Here is a 23169-nt window from a genome sequence, read left to right as displayed (position 1 = left end):
TCATGTTCTGTCGGCGCTCACATATTGCGGCTCCTTTCTCCGGGGCCGCAATATGTGACAGGATTAAAACTACACTGATCCTATTGGAGTAATATTAAGACCTAGTGTTCGGTGTCCCGGATACTCTCACCAAGCGTCGAAATTCGATCAAGTTGCTTCGAAATCCGAGCCTGAAACTCTCCAAGCTGATCAATGATGGCAGTTAGTGCTTCACCCTTGGTCGACAGCCTAGCGCTCTCAATTTTGCAGAGAACGCGGATGGTGCTCAGGCCAAGGAAATGCCGGTTCATCATGGTGCAGGCGGCCAGGATTCGGTCAGCTTCACTTTTTACGTCAGCCAAACCGTTTTGCGCGAATTGGCGTTGCTCTGTGACCAATGTCGCCAGAATTTTCCTTTCCGCTACGATGCTTGGGGCTTCATTGTCGCGTTGCTCTTTTTGCAATTGAACATCGCACTCATTCAGAATACGGGTCATGCATTCAATGAACATATTGTTGTTTACAGTGTCCTTGATCGCGCTGAAATTGCTGTTTTCGCCCCGCACATGTGCGGAGAACCACTCAGACATATCGCGAGACATGGTACCATAGTTTTGGGACAGCTCTGTCACCGGTCCGCCAGCGGGTTCAATTCGAGAGGCAATAACGCGCAGATTATGCGGGATCGTGCGCATAGCTTCAAACTCTTGCACCAGACCTGCAGTTTCGCCCAATAGCTCGTCGGCGTTCTTCAGCATTGCGCGACAGTTGGTGATTTTGGGATTTACAGATGCACCCAGCCCGGTATCCCGCGCAGTTAGTTCCTCGGCCAACGCAAATGACGCAAAGCTTTGGTAGTCCTTAAACCCAAGTTCTCCGAGGCGTTCCAACAGTAATTCGGCACTTTTTTCAGGGCTTAGCCCATCTGCTTTTTCAGCATCCAAAAGTGTTTTGTATTCCGTTTGGATAGTTGCAAACAGCGAGCTGCTGGGTTTGATCCGGGCGGATAAAAAGCCACCTTCAGACGGAACTACAACCGCGAACACCCAATAGAACAAACCGTCCTTCGCCTTGTTTTTAACGTAGGCGCCAATGGTCTCTCCGCGCTTTAGCGTATCCCAGAGCAGCTGAAACACCCCCCGAGGCATGTCAGGATGGCGGATAATTTTATGCGGCGCGCCACGCAGCTCCTCTGTCGAGTAGTTTGCAACGCGATAAAATACGTCATTGAACGCAGAAATGACGCCACGGTCATCGGTACGAGAAAAGAAGACCTCCTCTAACCCAAAAGGAGCTTCGCCGGTTGCAGGGCGTGATTCTTGACGACGATCATGAAAAGACACAGGGATTCCATCATTTAGAGAACTATTTGCAAGAATATGATATGTCGAAAAAACTCATTTCCGGTTAACTTGCGTTTTGCACAGCGGCCAATGTTTGTTGGTTTTCGCGAAAGCATCAATTTATCGGTAAAACTTCAAATGTTGTGTTTTTACAACTTTAGGCATCGGCAGTGAACATTCACGCGAAGCAGGCCGGTGGAGCGAAAATTGCGTTTTCAACTAAGCGTCAGAAATCACATCGAATATTCTGCACCAACGAGACAGCGATCTATTGGTAACGACTAATGACTTCAAGCCTCATTCAACCTCTTTGCTGTGCTGGCTACTGCATTAGGCGTCAAATTTTGCTGGATACCATTTGCAATTAAAGTACCAGAAACGCTCTTTTAGAGGGCACAAGCCGCAGGTTTCGGGTCGTTTGTTGGGCGGGCTATCCTTAGTCTGATGCCAGACCAAGACTGGAGACGTGCAGATGAACACTCAGGCAAATGAGAAAAGCTATCACTATGGTGTCATGCGCCGCGCGATTGAGTTGATTGATGAGGGCGGCGAGGATTTGTCTCTGGAAGAATTGGCCAAAAAAATGGGCATGAGCTCGGCTCATTTCCAGCGCCTGTTCTCGGCCTGGGTTGGGGTATCCCCAAAACGATACCAGCAATATCTGCGGTTGGGTCATGCCAAATCCTTGTTGCACGACAATTTCACCACCTTGGGTACAGCGCATGCTGTTGGGTTGTCCGGCTCGGGGCGATTGCATGATCTGTTCCTGCGCTGGGAAGCGATGAGCCCGGGTGAATATGCCCGCAAGGGGGCAGATATGCAGATCTACTGGGGCTGGTTCGACAGTCCCTTTGGGCTTTCTTTGGCAATGGGCACCCCCAAGGGCATTTGCGGATTGGCATTTGCAGCAGAGACCGGAACCGAGGCAACGATGGCTGATATGCAGTCCCGTTGGCCCAAGGCCAGTTTTGTCGAAGATTCAGAGATGCTGCGCCCCCTTGTGACGGCAGCTTTTGATCAGCGTGGCGAAACGGCCTTGCATATGATTGGTGCCCCTTTGCAGATCAAGGTTTGGGAGGCCCTGTTGCGCATTCCTTCCGGTCAGGTCTCAACCTATTCTGAGATCGCACAGTCGATTGGTGAACCCCGCGCACAGAGGGCAGTTGGCACGGCTGTGGGCCGCAACCCAGTTTCATGGCTAATTCCCTGCCACCGGGCCCTGCGTAAATCTGGTGCGCTGGGTGGGTATCATTGGGGCCTGCCAGTAAAACGCGCCATGCTGGCGTTTGAGGCAGCCCGCAGCGAAGGGTAGGGGCATTCCCGCATCAAGTGGCCGAAACTGCGCGGGGATTTGCCGATCAAAATGGGTGTGGGGTTGAGCCTTTGGCCCGGAGTCATGATATACTACCGCAAAAGACGTGCGGTAAGCACGGTATCCGAGCAGAAAAGGCCATACTATGACCATTATGAAATTCTCGACCGCGACCGTTCTGGTTGCTGCACTGGGCCTTGGCGCCTGTACTGACCCTGCATCGCTGGGTACCTACAATGGCGATCCCAACCAGAACACCAAAAGCGGCGCAATCATTGGCGGCATCTTGGGGGCTAGCGTTGGCGCCTTGTCTAACAGCAGCAACAAAACCGCTGCCGTTCTGGGCGGAGCCGCCGTTGGAGCCGCCGCCGGCGGCGCGATTGGTTATAGTCTGGATCAGCAAGCAGCCGAACTACGCCAAGAACTTGCCAATGATGGCATCACCATCGTCAACAAGGGCGATCGCCTGATTGTGTCCCTGCCTAATGATCTGACCTTTGCGACCGACAGCTATACTGTCGGTGCGTCGATGCAGTCCGATCTGCAAAAGGTCGCTGACAGCCTGCTGCGCTATCCTAATAGCTCGATTCAGGTCATTGGCCACACCGACAGCGATGGCGATGCCGCCTATAATCAGGGCCTTTCGGTTCGTCGTGCCAACGCAGTCGCAGACCAGATCCAGGCAGGTGGAGTACCGTTCAACCGGGTGCAGACAATCGGCCAAGGCGAGGATCAACCCGTCGCCAGCAACCTGACACCAGAGGGCAAGGCGCAGAACCGCCGGGTTGAAATCGTGGTGATCCCACAGTCGACTTAAAACCTTCCCCCGCGCAGTTTTGCTCATCATGCGTTAGGTGTTCGCAATGGTGCACATAGGCTGCGCGGGGACTGGGCTTTTGTATTTGAGTGTGCTGCGTAAGTATCAGGTCGACTGATATGCGAACAAAGGACACCCAGATGCCTGATCCTGTAATTCTTACCCTGTCCGGTTCTCTGCGCCGCGAGGCCACGAACCGTAAACTTCTGGCCGAAGCGGTACGGTTGATTGGCGATGCCACCCATGTCGAAGCTGACCTGAATTTACCGCTCTATGATGGCGATGTTGAAAGCAGCGATGGGATACCTGCAGCAGTCCAGACGCTGGCTGACCAGATCACGGCAGCTGATGCGGTGATCATCTCTACTCCTGAATATAACAAGGCTCCGTCCGGTGTGTTAAAGAATGCTCTGGACTGGGTCAGCCGCACCGATGGTCGTCCCTTGGCGGGTAAGCCGGTGGCGGTCATGTCGGCGGCAGCGGGTCGAGCCGGAGGTGAAGTGGCGCAGGCCATGCTGCGGACCATGCTCATATCGTTCCAACCAAGTGTTGTCGCTGGCCCCGCCCTGCATCTGGCCGGATCCGGAAGCCAGTTTGATGAAACGGGCCACCTGACCAGCGATCAGTATTTGACGACCCTGTCAGCCTTGATGCAAAACCTGCGCAAGGAAATCTAAGGCAGAGGCAAAACATGGGCGCACAATCCGAAAACTCTGTCAAAAACGGTTGTTATTGACCCGGATCGTGCGTTCGCGTTGCAGATCGCGCTGGGGCAGAGGAGCACGATTCAAATCAATAGCCCCCAATGCGCCGGGAGAAGGTTGAAAATGTTCAGTACTTGAAACATCCGCCCTCTGGTATAATGGCGATGACTTGTAGTTGTATGGTCCGGATGGACGAAAATGCACGAGTTCGGATGTTGTTCCTCGGTCCTAACTTGAACCGGGATGTTGTCCTTTTGCTTGTCCGGCTTTTTAACCCGGCAGCGCCCGACAGCCCCATGGGTGGGCTACTACTCTCTAGTTTAGTAAAGCCGCCTACAGGTTATCCTCAACCCGAAATCCTTCAGGGATCTTGTCGACGCCATCCAATAACAAGTCCGCCATCACATGCGCGACCTTGGGGGCCATGCCAAAGCCGATCTTGAAACCGCCATTGGCGATGAAATGACCTAGGTGGTTGGGGTAGGCGCCCAGCATCGGTGCTCGGGTTTTGCTGCGTGGGCGGACCCCTGCCCAACATTCAATCACTTCGGCCCCATGCAAAACCGGCATCAGGGTACGGATACGGTCGATCACGTCCTCGAGCAGCTCATCCGTTTCATAGGGGTGGTCAAACTCGCGCTCGCTGGTAGATCCGATGGCCAAAGTCCCGTTAGCATGTGGGATCATATACAGATTGTCGGCGAAAATCTGCGGCACCTCACCGGCATCAAACCGCAGCAATGCAGACTGTCCTTTGACACCGGTGCCGATGTTTTTACCCAGCTCGATGTTCAACTCTTGCAACCCGGCAAAGCCCTTGGCGTGAACTACCAGCCCCTGATCCGGGGCTTCGGGTACAACCTCGACACCCATCACTGCCAGTCCGGCAATCAGGCTGGCTGCTGCCCGGCGCGGTGACATTCTGGCGGTCAATGTGTCGTGGATGACATAGCCGGTGGGGCTAGGCGGGGCCCAGCTACCTAGATCAGATACCTTGCAAACGCTCCACTCCGCCTCTCTCTTCCACAACGGGCGGGACGTTTCCGCACGCCGGTGGGCAAGGGCAAGCGCCTTGTCATCCTTGATTGGCTGCAATCGACCAGTGCGACCATAGCCGGGTGAAACGCCGCCAGCGGCCTCAACCTCAGCCCAAAACTTCTCGGCCATTAGCAGGCTTTCCAACTGAAAGGCCTTCTTGTGATTCCAGTTCTCGGGCACATGCGGGGCAAGTGCGCCGACCAGCCCTCCACTCGATCCAGCACCCGCGCCATTAGGATCAACCACCTGCACCTTGGCGCCGCGCTGGGCACAGACCCAGGCAATCGTCAGCCCAAAGGCGCCGGCGCCACGCACCGTAATGTCAGCCATTGCCATTTGCCTATCCTTTCGCCAGTGTCGCGCGGTTCCAAATCACCATCTAAGGGATATTCTCATGGCAGACCAGCAGGCACGCCTCAGCTGGCGCGACGGCACCATTCCTGTATCTGATCAGTTCGATGATCCCTATTTCTCGCTGCAGGGCGGACTGGCCGAGGGTGAACATGTGTTCCTGGCAGGTAACGAGCTGCCACAACGTTTTGCACCCGGTTTCCAAATCGCCGAGCTGGGTTTCGGCACCGGCCTTAGTATGCTGACGGTTTGGAAGGCTTGGGAAGAGGCGGGCATGACCACGCCACTACGCTTTACCAGTTTTGAGGCCTTTCCAATGGCAACCGACGACATGGCACAGGCTCTGAAAGCGTTCCCTGAAATCACCCCCTGGGCCGACCGCTTTTTACCTCATTGGCAGGGCGGTGGAATCTGTGATCTGGGAACTTTGCAGTTGAATGTGATCATAGGCGACGCCCGCAGGTCGCTACCAGAGTGGACGGAGCAGGCGGACGCATGGTTTCTGGACGGGTTCTCTCCCGCCAAAAACCCCGAGCTGTGGCAGACGGACCTGATGTCTCAGGTAGCGCAGCACACCAAGCCGGGGGGCAGTGCTGCGACCTATACGGCGGCAGGCTTTGTGCGGCGCGGGCTAGAGGATGCAGGATTTGAAGTAACCCGCGTGCCCGGTTTCGGACGCAAGCGGCATATGACAAGGGCACAGATGCCATGACAACAACGGGCACAACACAGGTCAACGCTACAAGAGCGCAGACCAACAACGTGCCCATAGGCATTTTGCTGATGGTTGCGGCTACTGTGGTGTTTGCCCTGCAAGACGGCATTTCGCGGCATCTGGCCGGGACCTACAACACCTATATGGTAGTGATGGTCCGCTACTGGTTCTTCGCCGCCTTTGTACTGTTTCTGGCTAATCGCGCCCCCGGCGGTATCCTTGCCACGGCAAGAACCGATCAACTGGGGCTGCAAATCTTTCGCGGTGCACTGCTGGTGGCTGAAATCTGCGTCGCGGTTTACGGCTTTACCCTGCTTGGCCTGATCGAGAGCCAGGCGGTGTTCATCTGCTACCCGCTACTGGTGGCGGCGCTGAGCGGTCCGGTGCTGGGCGAGGCCGTCGGCTGGCGCCGCTGGATGGCGATTGGGATGGGCTTGATCGGAGTAATGATCATTCTACAGCCGGGGGCAGGTGTGTTTAATCCGGTTGCGGTAATCCCATTTGTCTCGGCGCTTATGTTTGCTGTCTATGGCCTGCTAACCCGCTACGCCGCACGCAAGGATACAACGGCCACCAGTTTCTTCTGGACCGGTATTGCTGGATCCGTCTGCATGACCACCGTTGGCATGTGGTATTGGGAGCCGATGATCGGCAGTGACTGGCTGTGGATGGCGCTGCTTTGTGTATCCGGGGTTGCTGGCCACTGGCTGTTGATCAAATGCTACGAAATGGCCGAGGCAAGCGCCGTGCAGCCCTTTGCCTACTTCCACCTGATCTGGGCAGCCATGCTTGGCATCGCGGTGTTTGGCGAGGTGGTCCGCACCAATGTGGCCATCGGTGCGGGGATCATCATAACAGCCGGCCTGTTCACCCTATGGCGCGAACGAATGAAGGGTTGATCCCGCCAATTCCTGAGAGAATGGAACAGGCAAAGGGTTCTTGCCCAACCGGGCACGATAGACTGGCAGGCTTTCAGTGACACGCATCACATAGTTGCGGGTCTCATTGAATGGGATGTGCTCGATCCAGTCCACAATATCGGGGGTTCCGTCACGGGGATCACCGTAGCGTTCCATCCAAGCAATGGGGCGTCTAGGCCCGGCGTTATAGCCCGCCGACATCATGACGACATTGCCATTAAAATCGCCCGCCAACCCGGCCAGGTAATTGGCCCCCAGCTTGGCGTTATAGTCCCATTCGACAGTCAGTCGCGATGTGGCATGCTTGGCCAGAATCCCCAGCTCAGTCGCGACCAGCTTGGCGGTGGCAGGCATCACCTGCATCAACCCACGCGCCCCTGCGCCACTGATGACTTTGTGGTCAAATTCACTTTCGCGCCGGGAAATCGCCAGCATCATTTCCTTGGCCATCGGCAGCCGCTTCTTGGCCACTGGGTGCATTGGGAAGTAGGCTCCGTGCAGCTCCATACTTTGACGCGCTGCACGTTTAGAGATCATCACAGCCAGATGCGACTGACCCATTTCAACCGCCATCAACCCCAATTGCCGCGCCTGAACCTCATCCAGGCTCTCAACCAGATGGGTCAGGAACCGTTCTGCCAGATCCAACTCGCCCGCATCAATCATCATTAGCGCGGCCTTAGTCATAGATGATTTGGCAAACTCGGCCTTTTCCCAGGAGGGCACCTCAGGAGGGTTCTCCAGAGCCGGATCAAACGGGCGGCCGATCTGCTCAGCGGCCAGTAGTCCATAGAACGAGGTCTGATAGTTCGCCCCCAATGCATAGGCCTCATGCGCCTTGTCCGGCTCGCCCATCGCGGCATAGGCCCGGCCCAGCCAGTAGCCGCCACGCCCGATAGAGATCGGTGTCTCGATGGAATCAATAAACCGCATGAAATGTTGCACGGCCGAGGTCGGGTCATTCAGCTTTCGCAGCGCGATATAACCGGCCAGCCATTCCAGATCCGAATAATTGTATCCAGCTTCCGGGGTTGTGAAATGCCGCGCCGCCAGCTGGTAGGCGCGCTGGTGGTTGCCGTCACGCATGTCTTGGCGGGCTAGATCCCGTCGCCGCCGGGCCCATTGCTCAGGCTCGCCCAAACCAGATGCACTGGCGCTGCGTTCCAGCATCAGCTTGATGGCATCTTCGCGCCGCTTCTTGCGGTCACGCCACTGAAACCGGTCATGCGCCAGACCCGGCGAATTGCGTAGTTTGGCAGGTATGGCTTCAATCTTGGCATCAACCCCTGGTGATCGTTCTTGCAAGGCGATACGCGCCTCGGCCAGCTTGCGGTCGCCTTTCGATACCAGTGGCAGCATCCGTTTAGAGCTAACCAGATGGTCGTCCCACAACAGTCGATCCAATCGTGCCGCATGGTGGGGTTTTAGCAGCCTGGAAAAATCCTTCAGATAGGAGGTCTGCAAACCTGACCCCATTGGCATGGTCCGCCATGCCTCCACAAGGTTCGCCTCGGCGTCCCCTCGTTTTCCAGTGGCAATCAGCGCCCTGGCATAGCTTAGAACCCCTTCGGCTGTTTGTGGCGGCTTAGAGACATAGAACTCCAGAACGGAACCCGTGCCCGCCGCTGCTACAGCGGTTTCGCTTTTGCGGCGCAGATAGGCCAATCCCGGCCAATCAGGGCGTCGTTCCAAGAATGCCAGCACATCATCCGCTGACCCCATGCCTTCGCGCAGCCGGTGCCATTCGATCACATCAGCAGCCACATCGCCCGATTTGGCTGCCTTGGCCGATGCCTGGCTCCACTTCTCAGAGCGCATCAAATCCAGTGCCTCACCTAGGTTGCGCCCCTGTTGGGCCGCTGCAGGATTGACCCAAAGCGCAGAAATCAGTGTGAGAAGGGCCAGAATGCGTGTCATCGCTTGCATTTCCTAATGAACCAAGGCTAGAGCCAATGACGATAATCTACGAACCGCAGGGTTCAACTCAATTTATCGCCAGATCAACCGCGTCGGCGGGCAGTTGCCCGCCCGAAATACACTGCTAAGGGAGCGTGTCCATGTTTAAAGGCTCTATGCCGGCCCTCGTCACTCCGTTTAACAACGGCGAGTTGGATCTGGATGCACTCAAACACCTTGTAGATTGGCAGATTAGCGAGGGTTCAACCGGTTTGGTCCCCGTTGGCACCACCGGTGAAAGCCCAACCCTGACCCATGACGAGCACGAAGCCGTCATTGCAGAAGTGGTAAAAGCGGCAGCTGGCCGGGTGCCAGTCATCGCAGGTGCAGGCTCCAACAACACGGTCGAGACGATTCGGTTTGTCGAATTCGCCAAGCAAGCCGGTGCCGACGCGGCGCTTGTGGTAACACCTTACTACAACAAGCCAACTCAGCGCGGCCTCGTGGCACATTTCACTGCGGCCCATGACTGTGCTGACCTGCCGATCGTAATCTACAACATCCCAGGACGTTCGATTGTCGATATGACACCAGAAACCATGGGTGAGCTGGCCAAGCTGCCAAATATCATCGGCGTCAAAGATGCCACCGGCGACATTGCCCGCGTCAGCCAGCAGCGTATGACCTGCGGTGCTGATTTTGTTCAGCTTTCCGGCGAAGACGCCACTGCACTGGGCTTTAACGCCCACGGCGGCGTTGGCTGCATCTCTGTCACTGCAAACGTTGCCCCAAAACTTTGCGCTGAATTCCAGGCCGCCACATTGGCCGGTGATTACGCCAAAGCGCTAGAGTACCAAGACAAATTGATGCCCCTGCACGAGGCGATCTTTATGGAGCCGGGTTTGGTCGGCGCCAAATACGGCCTGTCGAAATTGGGTCTGTGTCGCCAAGAGGTCCGCTCGCCACTGACTGACCTTCAAGACAGCACTAAGGCCGCAATTGACGCTGCAATGGCTCACGCTGGCCTACTGTAAATAGCACTCCATTTATGTTAAAAGGCGGCCTCCATCAGGACGGTCGCCTTTTTGCTTACAGCATGTTCCAATTAATCTGACGACCACGCGATCCTAATGACATAAATTGTCATTAGCCCTCTGGTAAACAGACATCGAAACCGGATTGGGACATAGAGATGATACAGTTTGAACGCACCCTAGAGATTGACGCCACACCAGAGGCCGTATGGGCTGTTCTTGGCCGCTACATGCACATTGATGAGTTTGCACCGCTGGTGAAATCCGTTGATGCGCTGACCAATGGTGAAGATGGAGTAGGTTCAAAGCGCCGCTGTCACTTCGACAATGGCACCTCGGTGGTCGAAGAGGTGACGGCCTGGGTGCCCAATCGCAAGTGCCGCGTTAAATTGTCGGATATGGAAGCGATGCCACTGAACGAAGCGCATGCCGAACTGGTTGTAGAGCCGGTCGGCCAAGGCAAATCCAAGGTGAAATGGGGCATGGAGTACCGTGTCAAATTTGGCCCCTTGGGCTGGTTGCTGGGTCAGACCCTGATGAAAATGATGATGGGCAAAATTCTCGACGGCAACTTGAATGGCCTTGCCAGCAAGGTTCAGTCTGCCCCCGCATGATCCATTCAGGCCAAGGCTTGCTGCAATGTCGACCTCAAAGGCGGCCTCCAACCGGAGCGCCGCCTTTGTTGTTCTTGCCAGTGAGATTTCAACAGCCTAGCTTGATGTAGCGCTGTCCGCTCTCGCCCATGCGGACTTTTGAGAGGGACTTGGAAATGAGAATTCTATTTGGTTTGTTCGCCTTTTGCATGGCTATTGCTTATGCAACCCAAGATGCCGCCGCCGAAACCTGCGTGAAAGATGCATGGTACCCGGGTAGCTATAACTTGTGCGTCAGCTCCGTTCTTCCTCCTCAGGGCAAGAACACCTACGGCCCTGGGCATCTCTCGTTTCAGCGTGAGGGTGGAGCAGCATGGTGCGAAGGTGTCAAAGGCAACGGCGTCGGCCAGACCATTTCCTTCCAATTCCTAGAGGGCGCGCAAAAGGTCTCATCCTTCGATCTGCTGAATGGCTACCAGAAATCAGACAAGCACTTTCGCACCAATGGCCGCATCCGCAGAGTTGCCCTTTCCAGTAACAAGGGGCCGCTGGGGGTATTCGACGTGCATGACGTCAAGTACACCAGCATTGATTTCCCCGAAGGCAGGTACAAGTGGCTCAAGCTTGAGGTGCTGTCGGTTTATCCCGGTACCAAATACCAAGATGTCTGCATAACCGGCCTCGCGCCGATGTAGGTCTGGGTCGCATCGCCAAGGCTAAAACGCTTTTTGCAATTCGGCGCTTTTTTGTGCGCTCCTGATCTCTAGCGGTCAAATTCCGATCAGTTCTCGAACTGCTGCTTGTTTGGACGCTCTATTACTGCGTCGCCTCTTTCCTTTGCGTGACCATAACGGTTCATCGCAACGACGTTGGAATCCAAACGCGAACGGAGAGAGACATGAACGGAGCTGATACAGCTTGGATAATGGTCGCAACGGCATTGGTGTTATTTATGACACTGCCGGGTCTGGCACTTTTTTACGGCGGACTGGTGCGGGCGCGAAATGTGCTCAGCGTGTTCATGCACTGCTATGCCATCGCTTGCTTGATGAGCGTACTATGGCTCGCGGTAGGCTATTCAATCGCGTTTGGTGACGGCAACGCCTATTGGGGTGGTCTGGGCAAGATGTTCTTGGATGGCGTAACAGCCGACAGCCTTTCCGGCACTCTGCCAGAAGTTCTGTTCTTTGCCTTCCAGATGACATTCGCAATCATCACACCTGCGCTGATTGTCGGCGCCTATGTTGAACGCATCCATTTTGGGTTTGTCATGGTGTTCTCCGGCCTGTGGATGCTGCTGTGCTACGCGCCAGTGGTGCACTGGATCTGGGGCGGCGGCTTTATGGCCGATGGTGGAATTTTTGGTGACGTTGGCGTCAAGGATTTCGCCGGTGGTATTGTTGTGCACGAAACCGCAGGTATTGCCGCGCTGGTTCTGGCCGTCATGCTGGGCGCGCGCAAGGTCAAGAACAAGCCACCACACTCTCCTACTTTCGTGATGCTAGGTGCTGCCATGCTCTGGGTTGGCTGGTTCGGCTTTAACGGCGGCTCGCAACTGGCCGCTGATGGTGGTGCTGCCATGGCGATCACCGTTACGCATATCTCGGCTGCGACTGCCTCGCTGACATGGGCCCTGTGGGAACGTATCAAATACGGCAAGGCCAGCCTTGTTGGCATCGTGACAGGCACCATTGCTGGCCTGGCCTCAATCACCCCGGCGTCCGGCTTTGTTGGTCCGGTAGAGGCCATGATCATTGGCGCGATTGCCGGCGTCATGTGTCAGGAAGCTGTGAACTTCATCCGCAACAAAGTCAAAATTGACGACACATTGGACGTGTTCGCGGTTCACGGTGTTGGCGGCATCTTTGGCACCATCATGATCGCTGTATTTGGCGAAGGTTCTTGGACTGCACAGCTCGGCGCACTGGCGATTGTCGGCGTGTTCACCTTTGTAGTGTCTGTTGTGCTGGTCAAGATCACCGCACTGATCACGCCATTCCGTGTCTCTGAGGAAATGGAAGTCAACGGCCTAGACCTCGAAGAGCACGGTGAACGCGCCTACGAGTTCAACTCTTAATTTCCCGAGGGCCGCGTCATTTGCGCGGCCCTTTAGTTTCCATCAAAACTGGGCGCTATTATTGATTAAGTCTGTGACACGCCGTTGGCTCGACCAAATGCGCGATAGCATTCTTTGCTTCGCAGAACTTGCAACTGGTCTTCGCCTGCGGACTTGGGGTCCAGATTGTATTCCGTTATTCCGGTGCCTTCCAAAATGCGGTTCATCATATTGAACAACCCGCAAACCTGTATTGCGTCAAATAGCGCGCCTTCGGACCATCCCGCCTCGTATACAGCTGCGGCATCGGCCTCAGTCATACGAGTTGGCGACTGGGTGAGTTTCGCGACATAGTTCAAAACCGGTTTCAGTTCCGGTGCTACCGGAGCGGTTTCGACATCGTCCATCAAAGCTTCTATTGCGGCGACCTCAATGCCAAAAGCCCGGGCATGAACCATATGTGACCCGTGACAATAGGTGCAAGCGTTCAGCCCTGAAACATAAGCCGCAATCATTTCGCGCTGTGCAATTGTCAGCTCGCTTTCTTCACGCATCACTTGGTTCATGTAGTCAAGAAGGGGAGCAAGCTTGGAAGGAAATGTACTAAAAATACTGCTCAGCGTTGCGTTCTCAGGCAGAGAGGGAAACAAGTTCTTCATGGCAAAACCTCCACAGATTAATTGGTCGAAGACTACCCTTATTTATTCCGTCGTCAAAATAGGGGGCTGGAACTATCTAAGAAGCTTGGCCAAATGCCGGGTCTTGTCGGGATTGCGGACCACGTAAATACGGTGGATCTTGCCATCCACAATCTCTAGTGAGCTGGCCTGCACAATGCCATCAGCCTCGTGGCTGATAATAGCAGGCAATCCATTCAACTGGCACACTGTCCAATCCTTGGGAATAACACCGCCCTGCTTGCGAACCAGTCCATGGATGAGCCGCAGGGTGCGGTCGCGTCCATAAATGGGGTTCAGCGCTGCCATAGCCTTGCCGCCGCCATCCGAGATCAGCTGCACGTCCTCGGCCAGCAAATGCATCAGTGTTTCAGTGTCCCCGGTTTTAGAGGCGGCGAAGAACGCGCGGGCCACGTCCTCGCCTTTCTGCTTGTCTATTTGTGCGCGTGGCTTTTCCTGCTGAACATTACGACGTGCCCGTGTTGTCAGTTGCCGACAACTGGCCTCACTGCGCCCAAGGGCCGAGGCAACCTCGTCGTAATCACAGTCAAACACGTCGTGGAGTAGAAACGCCGCGCGCTCTAGCGGGGTCAGCCGTTCCAGCGCCAGCAGCAGGGCGACGGATACATCGTGATCCAGAGCCTCAACCGGGTCGTCGGTCAATACTGGTTCTGGCAACCATTCCCCCGGATATACCTCGCGTTTTGCACGCGCAGACTTAAGCTGATCTAGGCAGAGCCGGGTGGTAATTCTCATGAGGAAGCCCACCGGATCGCGCACCGTATCCTGAGCGGCCGACTGCCAGCGCAGAAAGGCCTCCTGTAGAATATCCTCGGCATCGCTGACGCTGCCTAACATGCGATAGGCGGCCGCAAATAATCGCGGCCGCGCATTTAGGAACTGGTCGGTTCCAGATATTTCAATGGATGTCACGCGGCGTTTGCCTCCTGAGCGACAGGATGAGGTATGGCAAAGCCGATGGCTAGCCGGTTCCAAGCATTTATAGTGGTAATGGCCAAGGTCAACGCCACCTGTTCACGCGGAGAAAAATGCGTAGCAACGGCGTCGTAATCTGACTGTGGGGCCGCTGTTCTCTCAATACGGGTAAGCGACTCGGTCCAGGCCAGCGCTGCGCGCTCTCGGTCGGTGTAAAGGGATGACTCGCGCCAGGCATTCAGCAGATGCATCCGGTCTTCGCTTTCGCCATTAGCGCGGGCGTCATGGGTGTGCATGTGGATGCAAAAGGCGCAGCCGTTGATCTGCGATGTGCGCAGTTTCACCAGTTCAATCAGGCTATGCTCTAGCCCGCTACTTTTGATGGTCTCTTCCATCGCCAGCATCGGCTTCATCAGGTCAGGGGCCGTGGTAAAGAGGTCGAGGCGTTGTGTCATCGTCAGTTCCTTTTGTTGACGTCTCAGGAACAGGACGAGGCAGCCATCAGGTTTGTGACATGTATACCGAAATAAATTGGGGCACCCGATTTGGGTGCCCCTGAATTTTAGCGTTTGCCGTAGTACAACCCGACCACATGCTCGGCCTCGGCAAAGAACAGCCAGCGCGAACAGGATATCCCTGCCATATGCGACAGGACTGCAATAGCGGCCACCGTATGCTTCAGCGCCAGCCCTTCGATTGGTAACAACAACAGTAGAACCGGCAGCGCAAAACCCAGCCCAAACCCGATCATCCGCAGTTTCTGACTGTGCTTACGGCCAACAACATGCACAAATTCGCGCAGCAGATAGTTGGATCCGGTATGTGGCGGTTCAAACGCGCGCACCGCACCACGATCTCCCAGCCCTGTGGCTGTCTCCATAGTGGTGCCAGACCCAGCAAAGGCTTTGTCTCCATAAGACCAATAACCCAGCTGAACCAATCCTGCGATGATCAACAACGCGGTTGCCATGGTTTCCTGACCCGCCAACAAGGCTCCGCCCGCTAGCGAAAAGCTGATGAACATCGCCGGGGTCAACGGCATGTTCCAGCGTGGGATTGTTTTCAGCTGTGCGTAGATCATCGAAGTGGTGAACACGGTAGCCAAGCTTAGCACCGCGCCAATTATGCCGAAAATCGTCCACTGGGTGTCGAGAAAAACGGTGCCGATGGCGTATAGGCCCATGACGACCAGTGCAGCGACGGCACAGCAGCCCTCGCGGCTCAGCCAGCTGGTCTTCCACTGGCTGAACGCCTTGATCGCGCGTTCAGGATGGCCAAGGTGAAAGGTCGAGGCCAGCAAACCGCCAACCGCCAGAGCATAGGCAATGGCAAAGAAAACAAAGGACACCATGCCGGTAACATCAGGCATGCCAAGACCAAGGAAGAACAGCAGCCCAAAGCCAAGGCCGGACAGGGTGGTGAATAGGATAACAGAAGGTGCCGGATGCATCAGTTCGATCCTCCCGAAGTTTGGCCAGGAAGTTTGTCGAGCGCCTTGTCCAGCCAGCCCATGAACCCGCCGGGTTCTTCAGCGACCGGAGCCAGCAGCGGTGCCAGAATATCGATCTGATCTTCCATCTGATCCTTGGGGCGCGGTGGCAGGTATTTGTTCACCGGCTTGGTTCCCATTTCAGGCATCAGGTCCATGCCGTCACGCTCGGCCACCAGTTTGGAGACGTCCGAGTTCGGGTCGCCCAAGTCACCAAAGTGGCGTGCACCTGCGGGGCAAGTCCGCACACAGGAAGGAATGCGGTCTTCTTCGGGCAGGTTGTCGTTGTAAATTCGATCTACACAAAGTGTGCATTTCTTCATCACACCGGCGGCCAGATCCAATTCGCGCGCGCCGTAAGGGCAGGACCAGGCGCACAGACCGCAGCCAATACAGTTGTCTTCGTTGACCAGAACAATGCCGTCCTCAACCCGCTTGTAGCTGGCACCAGTTGGGCAAACGGTGACACAGGGCGCGTCTTCGCAGTGCAGACAGGATTTTGGAAAGTGGATCAGCTGAGCGGCCGGGGCCGGTTCAGAGCCACAGGGTTTTGGCTGAACCTCAAACGAATGCACACGGTTCAGGAATGTGCCCGATGGATCAGCACCATATGGGTCCTGATCGGATAAGGGGGCACCGTAGTTTTCGGTGTTCCAGCCTTTGCAGGAAATCACGCAGGCGTGGCAGCCAACACAGGTGTCCAGGTCAATGACCAGCCCCATCTTGCGCTCGGTGGAGTTTGGTAGTTCGGTCATGTTAGCGGACCCCTGCGATAGACGTGAGGGAAGGCTGGGGCGCTGCCCCAGACCCCGGGATATTTACGGCCAGATGAAGGACCCGGATCATTTGCCCACCTTCCATTTGAGTTCTTCTGGACCTGTACCCACAGGTGATTTGATCGGCGGCAGCGCGGGCTGGCTTTCAGCCAGATCATCGGGCGCGCCGACCTTCTCGATTTTCACCTTTAGGTCAAACCAGGCGGCCTGACCCGTGATCGGATCACTGTTGGCCCATCGCAGCCCATCACCCTTGGGTGGCAGCAGCTCGTGGATCAGGTGGTTCAGCAAGAAACCTTTGGTGGCTTCTGGTGCGTCTTCCTCCAGCGCCCAAGCGCCCTTGCGCTTGCCGATGGCATTCCAGGTCCAGACGGTATTGTCGTTCAACGCCGCCATTTCCATCACCGGCACGGTGATCTCACCGTGGGGCGAGGAAACCTTGGCCCAGTCGCCATCCTGCAACTGATTGTCGCGCATCAGCTTGGTTGGCACATACAGCGGGTTGCGGCCATGCAACTGGCGCAGCCAGGCGTTTTGTGACCCCCACGAATGATACATCGCCATCGGGCGCTGGGTCAGCGCGTTGACGGTGTAGCCTTCGTTGCCGGTTTGATCAGTGTCATACCAGATCGGCAGCGGGTCCATTGTAGCCTTAATCCGCTCGCGCAGATGCTCGGGTGGTTGCCGTTCGCCGTGGCCTTCGGCGGCCAGTTGGAACTTGCGCATCGGTTCAACGTAAAGCTGGAACAGATAGGGCTGCGGGCTGTCATAGATGCCCATGCCCACGGCCCAGTCCTGATAGGCGTTGTTCCAAGGTTTGTAATAGCTTGCCTCGGGTTCAATGTGCTCAACAAAGAAGCCGCCGTTTTCGATGTATTTGTCCAGCTGATCCGGGTTGACCTCACCGCGTCCAGCCTGATCGCCATCTTTGCCTCGAAAGCCTGCAAGCGGGCCAATACCCGGCTTGCGCTCGTGGTTGACGATGTAGTCGGCGTAGTCTTGAAACTTGGCGCTGCCGTCTTCGTTGGTGAAACCGGGCAGTTTCAACTTGTTGGCCAGTTGCACCAGCACGGTCTGGAACCCGCGCACATCGCGATCAGGTTCGATCACCGGCCAGCGGATCGCATCTGCTGCACCGTCGGCCTCGCAGATCGGACGATCCAGCAGGGAAATACAGTCGTGCCGCTCCAGATAGGTCGTGTCAGGCAGGATCAGGTCGGCATAGGCTACCATTTCCGATGAATAAGCATCGGAATAGATGATGTTCGGGATCACATAATCGCCGTTCTCATCCTTGTCGGTCAGCATGTCGATCACACCGCGGGTGTTCATGGACGAGTTCCACGACATGTTGGCCATATACATGAACAGCGTGTCGATCTTGTACGGATTGCCGGCATGGGCGTTTGAAATCACCATATGCATCAGCCCGTGGCTGGACATCGGGTTTTCCCAGGTGAACGCCTTATCAATCCGGGCTGGCGATCCGTCCTCTTTCAGCAGCAGATCGTCGGGACCACGCACAAAGCCCAGATGCGGGCCGTCCAGTGCACAATCGGGTTTTACGCCACAGTGTGGTTTTGGGTGCGCCTCAACCGGCTTGGGGTAGGGCGGCTTAAAGCGGAAACCGCCGGGGACCTCGACCGTACCCAGCAGGATTTGCAGCACGTGCAGCGCGCGGCAGGTCTGGAAACCGTTGGCATGGGCCGAAACACCGCGCATCGAGTGCATCGACACCGGGCGGCCAATCATCTTGGAGTGTTTTTCACCGCGGAAGTCGGTCCATTCCTGATCCAGCTCAAACGCCTCGTCAAAGGCGACACGGGCGATTTCACCGGCAATGGCGCGAATTCGTTTGGCCGGGATGCCACATTTGTCGGCAATGGCTTCCGGGGCGTATTCTTCGCTCAGATAGCGCTCGGCCATCTGGTGGAACACCGGGCGGTGGGTCACGCCATCGACAGTGTGGACCGCCGACAGATCCGGGCGCACGCCGGGTTTGTCAAAGGCGGTCAGCTTGCCGGTGTTGCGGTCGATCACCAGTGGTTTGTCGTCATCATCGCGCAGGAATAGACCTTGTTCTGGACCCTCAGTAGCGTTCACCAGCACCGGAGCATTGGTGTATCGCGACAGGTAGTCCAGATCGATCTTGCCGGCCTTCATCAACACATGGATCAGCGACAGGATGAACAACCCATCGGTGCCCGGTGTGATGCCAACCCATTCATCCGCAATCGCGTTATAGCCAGAGCGGATCGGGTTGACGCCAATAACCTTGGCGCCACGCGCCTTGATCTTGCCCAGACCAGCTTTGATGGGGTTGCTGTCGTGGTCTTCGGCTACGCCGAACAACATGAACAGCTTGGTGTGGTCCCAATCCGGCTGGCCGAATTCCCAGAACGCACCGCCCATGGTGTAGATCCCGGCTGCCGCCATGTTGACCGAACAGAACCCGCCATGCGCCGCATAGTTCTGTGTGCCAAAGTTCTGTGCCCAGAAACCGGTAAAGCTCTGAGATTGATCGCGACCAGTGAAGAACGCCAGCTTTTCAGGGTTTTTCTTGCGGATCGGCCCTAATCGGTCAGCAGCAATATCCAGCGCCTCTTCCCAGCTGATCTCTTCGAATTCGCCGGACCCACGCGGGCCAACTCGTTTCATCGGTGCCTTTAGACGCGAGGGGGCGTTGACCTGCATGATGCCCGCCGATCCTTTGGCGCAAAGCACGCCTTTGTTGACCGGGTGATCACGGTTGCCTTCGATGTAGGCGACTTTGCCGTCCTTCATGTGCACGTTGATGCCGCAGCGGCAGGCGCACATATAGCAGGTGGTTTGGCGCACCTCGTCCGAGACCTTGGGCGAGGTATCAATGATCGGCTGTTGGTGCGTCATGATGGATCCTGTTCGGGTTATTCTTGCTATGCCGCGATAAATTTCGCGATTGTTGGCTGAAATTGGGAGGATTTTCCAGTCCCGGTTGTTAATTACCGTCACTCGTTCCCTGAGATTGCAGGACGGTCACGGCTATCATTTGGGTGACATCGCTGGCGCTACACCCGCGTGACAGGTCATTGGCGGGTTTCGCCAAGCCCTGTAGAACCGGGCCAATGGCAGCATATCCGCCTAATCGCTGGGTCAGTTTGTAGCCGATATTACCGGCATCCAAGTTGGGAAAGATCATCACATTGGCCTGTCCGGCCACTTGCGATCCAGGGGCCTTATTTTCGCCTACTGACGGGACAAATGCGGTGTCAAACTGCATTTCTCCATCAACGCACAGGTCCGGTTGTTCCGCGCGCAACGCTGCGGTTGCGGTTATCACTTTATCGACGGCTGCGTGCCGCGCGCTGCCCATAGTCGAGAATGACAACATGGCGATCTTGGGCTCACTACGCAGCAAAGTGCGACAGCTTTGGGCGGATGCGGTTGCGATTGCGGCCAGTTCCTGTGCCGATGGATCAATCACCAACCCACAGTCCGAATACAACATTGCCCGGCCGTTCTCGGCACTTTCGGGTGGGTACATCAGGAAAAAGCTGGACACCATGGCGGCATCCGGGGCCATGCCAATGACTTGAATGGCCGTACGCAAAACATCCGAAGTGGTGGCCACTGCGCCACCAACGGTGCCGGTCGCGTGCCCGCACCGGACCAGCATGGCTGCATAAACCAGTGGTGACTTCACCGCCTTGCGAGCTGCGTCCTGATCAATACCCTTGTGTTTGCGCAACTCATAGAATGCCGTCGCAAACTCATCTGTTAGTTCTGAAACCGCCGGGTCGTGAATAGACAGTCCGCTGCCCACAACACTTCCGCCAACTGCCTCAAGGGTCGCTTCGACCTCTGCGGTTGGGCCAACTAGAATGACGTTTGCCAACTGTGCTTCGACCGCAGCTAGTGCACCTGCAACAACACGGGGGTCGCTGCCCTCGCTTAGGGCGATGACGGGCTGATCGTTCGATGGTGTTGCCTTCAGCAAATCTACAGGGGGCAGGGTAGTGGTCATACGATCACCCTCACGATGTTGAGAATGGAAAATGCGGTCAGCAGTAGAACCACGACCTTGCGAAACTGATCTTGCGAGGTGGACGAAAACTTCAGGCTGCCAGCCCAGATGCCCAGACCAAGAATGGGAAAGCCCAGCACGATGCCAGTCACTGTGCCGCTACCAACCAGCCCATGTGACGCCATCACCGGCAGGGTCATCAGGTCAATGCCGGTCAGAAAGACGATCATTGTGGCGCGAAAAACAGCTGGCGGGACAGGTTGTGTTGACAGAAAGGCAGCAACTGGCAAACCACCAACACCGGCGCTATTGGCGATGCCTGACACCATGCCAACGGCCACATTACCTGTGCGTCCAATGGGGCGTTCCAACCGCCAACCGCTTAGCAGGATCAGGCTGAGTACAAGGATCAGCCCGGAAATGGCAATGCGGGCTTCTTGTTCACCCAGCCGGGCCATGATGGCCACAGCGGGAACAACAGCGACGGCAGCACCGCCCAACAATGCGATGGTTCGCTTCCAGTCGATATGCGCTCGGATGCCACGTGCCTGAAACAGCGTCATGGCGATCTCGCAGCTGAACACTACTGGGATTAATGGCAACGGGTTGGTCACCAGCGCTGCAAGAATGATGAAAATAGCTGAAAATCCAAAGCCGGAAAAACCTCGGATATAGGCCGCCACAAATAATGCGGCGGCCAAAAAGGCCCCTTGGCCGGTGGTCAGGTCAAAGGGCAGTGTCATAGGCTTAGGCGCCTTTTTGCGGACGCATGTCGTCTTTGGAGATGCCAGCAACTTCAACCGGATTCTTCATCGCATCGCGACGGAAGGGCTCACCCAGTTCCTGGTTGATCATCGCTTCGATCAGAGTGGTGATACCCTGTTTCTGATCTTCACAAGCCTGACGTAGTGCATCTGTCAGCTCGTCCATAGTGCGGGCGACAACGCCTTTCAGGCCACATGCATTGGCGATACCGGCATAAGACACTTTGGTGTCCAGCTCGGTGCCGACAAAGTTGTCGTCGAACCACAGAGTCGAGTTACGCTTTTCAGCCCCCCACTGGTAGTTGCGGAAAACAACCTGGGTCACACCCGGCCATTCTTCGCGACCAATCGCGGTCAGCTCGGTCACAGCGATACCAAACGCGCCATCACCCGAGAAACCAACAACCGGAACGTCTGGACGACCAATTTTCGCACCAACAACTGCTGGCAGACCGTAACCACAGGGGCCGAACAGGCCTGGTGCCAAGTACTTGCGGCCTTCTTCGAACGAAGGATAGGCGTTGCCGATGGCGCAGTTGTTGCCGATGTCGGACGAGATGATCGCATCTGCAGGCAGACCGGCCTGAATGGCACGCCATGCTTTACGTGGGCTCAGCCAATCTGGCTTAGCTGCACGGGCGCGCTGGTTCCATGTGGTGCCCGGATCGTCCTGCTCTTCGTCCATCGACGACAGTTCCTGAGCCCATGCCGATTTGGTGGTGGCGATCAGGTCTTTGCGCGAGGCACGACCTTCGTCACCAGCGGTGCCGGACAGTTTTTCAAGAAGTGTGGTCGCAACTGTATGTGCGTCGCCTACGATACCCACGGTGACTTTCTTGGTCAGGCCAATACGGTCAGGGTTGATGTCGACCTGAATGATCTTCGCGTCGGTTGGCCAGTAGTCGATGCCATAGCCGGGTAGGGTCGAGAATGGGTTCAATCGGGTGCCCAAAGCCAGAACAACGTCTGCCTTAGCGATCAGCTCCATAGCGGCCTTGGAGCCGTTGTAGCCCAATGGACCAGCGTGCAACGGGTGCGAACCTGGGAAGGCGTCGTTGTGCTGGTAGCCACAGCAAACTGGTGCGTCCAGACGCTCAGCCAGTGCGATAGAGGCTGGGATCGCGCCGCCGATGACAACACCAGCGCCGTTCAGGATAACCGGGAACTTGGCACCCGACAGCAGTTCAGCAGCCTGATCCAGTGCAGCAGCACCGCCCTGTGGGCGCTCAAAGTCAACGATGGCTGGCAGTTCGATGTCGACAACCTGGGTGAAGTAGTCACGTGGCACGTTGATCTGGGCCGGAGCGCTCTGGCGCTTGGCTTGCATGATCACACGGTTCAGAACTTCGGCCATGCGGGATGGGTCGCGAACTTCTTCCTGATAGCAAACGCAGTCAGCGAATGCGTTCATCTGCTCCATTTCCTGGAAACCGCCCTGACCCATGGTCTTGTTGGCAGCCTGTGGGGTGACCAGCAGCAGCGGGGTGTGGTTCCAGTATGCTGTTTTCACGGCGGTCACAAAGTTTGTGATGCCGGGGCCGTTCTGCGCGATCATCATCGACATTTTGCCGGTGGCACGGGTGTAACCGTCAGCCATCATGCCGCCGGATCCTTCGTGGGCGCAGTCCCAGAACTGGATGCCAGCTGGCTCAAAGATGTCGGAAATCGGCATCATGGCCGAACCGATGATACCAAAAGCATGTTCGATGCCGTGCATCTGAAGCGTTTTTACAAAGGCTTCCTCGGTGGTCATTTTCATCGCTAAA

At 56.2% G+C, this 23169-nt stretch carries 21 protein-coding genes; 9 read left to right on the top strand and 12 right to left on the bottom strand.

Annotated features, from left to right (window positions below):
- Positions 1-101: 101 nt before the first annotated feature.
- Complete coding sequence (locus DL239_RS08610; RefSeq protein WP_167683607.1) at positions 102-1322, bottom strand: PAS domain-containing protein; 1221 nt, start codon at positions 1320-1322, stop codon at positions 102-104.
- A 472-nt stretch (positions 1323-1794) separates the two neighbouring features.
- Between DL239_RS08610 and DL239_RS08605 the strand changes: the two genes are divergently transcribed.
- From DL239_RS08605 to DL239_RS08595, 3 genes are all read left to right on the top strand, one after another.
- Positions 1795-2634: a methylated-DNA--[protein]-cysteine S-methyltransferase gene (locus DL239_RS08605; RefSeq protein WP_167683606.1), complete on the top strand. Its 840-nt coding sequence runs from the start codon at positions 1795-1797 to the stop codon at positions 2632-2634.
- A gap of 145 nt (positions 2635-2779) precedes the next feature.
- Positions 2780-3451: a YiaD family glycine zipper/OmpA-like lipoprotein gene (locus DL239_RS08600; protein ID WP_167683605.1), complete on the top strand. Its 672-nt coding sequence runs from the start codon at positions 2780-2782 to the stop codon at positions 3449-3451.
- Between the two features lie 140 nt (positions 3452-3591).
- Positions 3592-4128 (top strand): NADPH-dependent FMN reductase, encoded by a 537-nt coding sequence (locus tag DL239_RS08595; RefSeq protein ID WP_167683604.1) that lies wholly within the window; start codon positions 3592-3594, stop codon positions 4126-4128.
- Between the two features lie 360 nt (positions 4129-4488).
- Here DL239_RS08595 and DL239_RS08590 read toward each other — a convergent pair whose 3' ends face one another.
- Positions 4489-5529, bottom strand: coding sequence for an NAD(P)/FAD-dependent oxidoreductase (locus tag DL239_RS08590; RefSeq protein ID WP_167683603.1), 1041 nt, complete (start codon positions 5527-5529; stop codon positions 4489-4491).
- 58 nt (positions 5530-5587) lie between these two features.
- Here DL239_RS08590 and mnmC2 point away from each other — a divergent pair, with 58 nt between their 5' ends.
- Positions 5588-6256: a tRNA (5-methylaminomethyl-2-thiouridine)(34)-methyltransferase MnmC2 gene (gene mnmC2 / locus DL239_RS08585; protein ID WP_167683602.1), complete on the top strand. Its 669-nt coding sequence runs from the start codon at positions 5588-5590 to the stop codon at positions 6254-6256.
- Positions 6253-7158, top strand: coding sequence for a DMT family transporter (locus DL239_RS08580; protein WP_167683601.1), 906 nt, complete (start codon positions 6253-6255; stop codon positions 7156-7158). Before mnmC2 ends, DL239_RS08580 begins: the two co-directional genes overlap by 4 nt.
- On the opposite strand, the gene DL239_RS08575 is transcribed toward DL239_RS08580, so the two are convergent.
- Positions 7132-9096, bottom strand: a complete 1965-nt coding sequence (locus DL239_RS08575) for a lytic transglycosylase domain-containing protein (protein WP_167683600.1) — start codon at positions 9094-9096, stop codon at positions 7132-7134. The genes DL239_RS08580 and DL239_RS08575 overlap by 27 nt on opposite strands.
- Before the next feature lie 140 nt (positions 9097-9236).
- Between DL239_RS08575 and dapA the strand changes: the two genes are divergently transcribed.
- From dapA to DL239_RS08555, 4 genes are all read left to right on the top strand, one after another.
- The gene (dapA, locus tag DL239_RS08570; protein WP_167683599.1) at positions 9237-10109 is read left to right on the top strand and encodes a 4-hydroxy-tetrahydrodipicolinate synthase; all 873 of its coding nucleotides are present in this window, start codon (positions 9237-9239) and stop codon (positions 10107-10109) included.
- A gap of 158 nt (positions 10110-10267) precedes the next feature.
- Positions 10268-10723, top strand: coding sequence for an SRPBCC family protein (locus DL239_RS08565; protein ID WP_167683598.1), 456 nt, complete (start codon positions 10268-10270; stop codon positions 10721-10723).
- 155 nt (positions 10724-10878) lie between these two features.
- Positions 10879-11397, top strand: a complete 519-nt coding sequence (locus DL239_RS08560; RefSeq protein WP_167683597.1) for an NADase-type glycan-binding domain-containing protein — start codon at positions 10879-10881, stop codon at positions 11395-11397.
- 203 nt (positions 11398-11600) lie between these two features.
- Positions 11601-12779: an ammonium transporter gene (locus DL239_RS08555; protein ID WP_167683596.1), complete on the top strand. Its 1179-nt coding sequence runs from the start codon at positions 11601-11603 to the stop codon at positions 12777-12779.
- 65 nt (positions 12780-12844) lie between these two features.
- On the opposite strand, the gene DL239_RS08550 is transcribed toward DL239_RS08555, so the two are convergent.
- The 9 genes from DL239_RS08550 to xsc form a co-directional block, all read right to left on the bottom strand.
- The gene (locus DL239_RS08550; RefSeq protein WP_167683595.1) at positions 12845-13417 is read right to left on the bottom strand and encodes a carboxymuconolactone decarboxylase family protein; all 573 of its coding nucleotides are present in this window, start codon (positions 13415-13417) and stop codon (positions 12845-12847) included.
- 72 nt (positions 13418-13489) lie between these two features.
- Complete coding sequence (locus DL239_RS08545; RefSeq protein ID WP_167683650.1) at positions 13490-14359, bottom strand: sigma-70 family RNA polymerase sigma factor; 870 nt, start codon at positions 14357-14359, stop codon at positions 13490-13492.
- 5 nt (positions 14360-14364) lie between these two features.
- The gene (locus DL239_RS08540) at positions 14365-14826 is read right to left on the bottom strand and encodes a carboxymuconolactone decarboxylase family protein (protein ID WP_167683594.1); all 462 of its coding nucleotides are present in this window, start codon (positions 14824-14826) and stop codon (positions 14365-14367) included.
- Positions 14827-14933: 107 nt separating this feature from the next.
- Positions 14934-15821 carry a dimethyl sulfoxide reductase anchor subunit family protein gene (locus DL239_RS08535; RefSeq protein ID WP_167683593.1) on the bottom strand — a complete coding sequence of 296 codons (888 nt, stop codon included), beginning with the start codon at positions 15819-15821 and terminating at the stop codon, positions 14934-14936.
- On the bottom strand, positions 15821-16615 hold the full coding sequence (locus DL239_RS08530; protein ID WP_167683592.1) for a 4Fe-4S dicluster domain-containing protein: 795 nt from the start codon (positions 16613-16615) through the stop codon (positions 15821-15823). Before DL239_RS08530 ends, DL239_RS08535 begins: the two co-directional genes overlap by 1 nt.
- A gap of 87 nt (positions 16616-16702) precedes the next feature.
- Entirely contained in the window at positions 16703-19525 is a 2823-nt protein-coding gene (locus tag DL239_RS08525; RefSeq protein ID WP_167683591.1) for a molybdopterin oxidoreductase family protein, read from the bottom strand.
- Between the two features lie 88 nt (positions 19526-19613).
- The gene (gene pta / locus DL239_RS08520; RefSeq protein WP_167683590.1) at positions 19614-20639 is read right to left on the bottom strand and encodes a phosphate acetyltransferase; all 1026 of its coding nucleotides are present in this window, start codon (positions 20637-20639) and stop codon (positions 19614-19616) included.
- Positions 20636-21382 carry a TSUP family transporter gene (locus tag DL239_RS08515; protein WP_167683589.1) on the bottom strand — a complete coding sequence of 249 codons (747 nt, stop codon included), beginning with the start codon at positions 21380-21382 and terminating at the stop codon, positions 20636-20638. The genes pta and DL239_RS08515 overlap by 4 nt, the downstream gene beginning before the upstream one ends.
- A 4-nt stretch (positions 21383-21386) precedes the next feature.
- The gene (gene xsc / locus DL239_RS08510; RefSeq protein WP_167683588.1) at positions 21387-23162 is read right to left on the bottom strand and encodes a sulfoacetaldehyde acetyltransferase; all 1776 of its coding nucleotides are present in this window, start codon (positions 23160-23162) and stop codon (positions 21387-21389) included.
- Between the last annotated feature and the right edge of the window lie 7 nt (positions 23163-23169).

It is taken from the genome of Parasedimentitalea denitrificans, assembly GCF_011813015.1.
In the GTDB taxonomy this organism is placed as follows: domain Bacteria; phylum Pseudomonadota; class Alphaproteobacteria; order Rhodobacterales; family Rhodobacteraceae; genus Parasedimentitalea; species Parasedimentitalea denitrificans.
Note: the sequence above shows the minus strand (reverse complement) of the source record. Positions and strands in the feature narration are given on the sequence as shown.